This window comes from Bacillus sp. JST-5, assembly GCF_057747715.1.
Window position 1 is genome coordinate 1 of record NZ_JBYLHW010000135.1, and the last position, 1,735, is coordinate 1,735.

The window sequence follows — 1,735 nt, forward strand, 5'->3', positions numbered from 1 at the left end:
AAAGCCCCCTTCATTTGGTCACTTCGATTATAAAAAACACCTTATCGAGTGTCCAAATTCATTAGGGGGCTAATGAGTAATGATTATTTTAAAGCCCAAGAAATTATTGCCAATGATTATATAGGAACTAATATTGTCGATGCAGCTTGGTGTTCACTGTTGGTCAATCGTCTTTCCTATAGTGGTATTTCTAAGGCAAATCCTCTCGGTGGTAAACATGGAAATTTGTCCGATCTTCTAGCAAGATGGAATCCTAATGAGTTAATTAGAAGGATAAGAAAGGTTCATAAATTAAGTGACCTTATTGAAATCACAAATATAAATGCCATTGAACTAATAGAAGAAGAGTATTGGAATGATAATTCAACTATTTTTATTGATCCACCTTATGTGGATAAAGGTAAAACATTGTACCACTGTTATTACACAAAAGAGGACCATATAGAATTGGCCCAATTACTTGATTCTCTTCATCAAGGGTGTCCTGGTGCAGATATCGTATTAACTTATGACTATAACGAATGGTTATGTCATTTATATGTATATCCAAAAACCGAGATTATTGGTAGAGTCTATTCCGCTTAATGAAGGGGGGATATACTTACTTTTCGGAATTATTTATTGTCTTTTTCTTATTATTTTTTGCAATTACGTTTATTCATGAATATACCCACTATTTTACTGCTAAATATTTTGGATATAAATCTAAAGTTCTTATGAGTATTCTCAAGAATTCAGTGACTATGTTTGAAGGGTTTATTCATAAAAATCACTTCATATGTATTGCTATAATGCCTTTTGTTTTAATACTTTTCTTATTTATTATTAGTTTACTAATCTTTCCTTATAAAATGTTTGTAATCGCATTATTCTCTATTAAACTCATTGGATGTGTCTCAGATTTTTACCTAATCATTCAAGCACTTAAATTTGATAAAAGTTACTATTTCTATAGTGAATTTAATCCCGAAGTTCACAATTTTAAAACTTATAAAATGAAATCTTTTAGAATGGTAGACTAAATAAATGATAGAGGGAGATAAACAAAATGAGAAAATACTTAAGATGTTCGATGTTGTTAATCCTAGTTTTTATTCTCTCAGCTTGTAACACTACGTTAAATGTAAAAAATCCTAAGGAGACATCCGGTACTACAGAACAGATATCTGCCGAATTATTAGATATCAAGGATGGAGACACGATAGAGGTCAGATATAATGGAGGAGAGACTGCTACCGTTCGTTACCTCCTAGTAGACACACCAGAAACGTCTCACCCTTCTCTTGGTAAACAACCGTTTGGTGAAGAGGCAAAAGCCAGAAATAAAGAAATTTTAATGAGCGGTAAACTCACGATTGAGTTTGATGTTGGGGAGCGGGTGGATAAATACGGGCGTTTACTCGCTTATGTTTATATAGATGGAAAGAGTGTACAGGAACAACTTTTAAAAGAGGGGTTAGCTCGAGTTGCCTATGTTTACCCTCCAAATACTCGATACCTTTCCGAATTTGAAGAGGCTCAGGAAGAAGCGAAGGAGAAAGGTATCGGAATATGGTCTATTGAAAATTATGTTACTGATAGAGGATTTAATTCAGAAGAAGATCCGTGGATAGGTTACACTTAATTAGACAGATTCGTTAAGGTCATATAAACTTGAATCAACATGAGTCGGAGGGGAATCAATTATGACTAAGAGAAAAAGAAGAACATTTACTAAAGAATTTAAAGAACAAAT

The 1,735-nt window shown here is 33.1% G+C and carries 3 protein-coding genes; all 3 read left to right on the forward strand.

What is annotated here, in order from left to right:
* Positions 1-72 precede the first annotated feature (72 nt).
* From AC3ASS_RS14105 to AC3ASS_RS14115, 3 genes are read left to right on the forward strand one after another with little or no spacing between them, the layout of a single operon-like run.
* Complete coding sequence (locus AC3ASS_RS14105; protein WP_488284140.1) at positions 73-585, forward strand: DNA adenine methylase; 513 nt, start codon at positions 73-75, stop codon at positions 583-585.
* Positions 585-1,022, forward strand: coding sequence for a DUF3267 domain-containing protein (locus AC3ASS_RS14110; RefSeq protein WP_488284141.1), 438 nt, complete (start codon positions 585-587; stop codon positions 1,020-1,022). Before AC3ASS_RS14105 ends, AC3ASS_RS14110 begins: the two co-directional genes overlap by 1 nt.
* A gap of 50 nt (positions 1,023-1,072) precedes the next feature.
* The gene (locus tag AC3ASS_RS14115) at positions 1,073-1,624 is read left to right on the forward strand and encodes a thermonuclease family protein (RefSeq protein ID WP_488284142.1); all 552 of its coding nucleotides are present in this window, start codon (positions 1,073-1,075) and stop codon (positions 1,622-1,624) included.
* The last annotated feature ends 111 nt before the right edge of the window (positions 1,625-1,735 follow it).

Bases quoted from the DNA above. Each gene is read 5' to 3' on its own strand.
- AC3ASS_RS14115 (WP_488284142.1), top strand. From the start codon at position 1,073: ATGTTGTTAATCCTAGTTTTTATTCTCTCAGCTTGTAACACTACGTTA.
- AC3ASS_RS14110 (WP_488284141.1), top strand. From the start codon at position 585: ATGAAGGGGGGATATACTTACTTTTCGGAATTATTTATTGTCTTTTTC.
- AC3ASS_RS14105 (WP_488284140.1), top strand. From the start codon at position 73: ATGAGTAATGATTATTTTAAAGCCCAAGAAATTATTGCCAATGATTAT.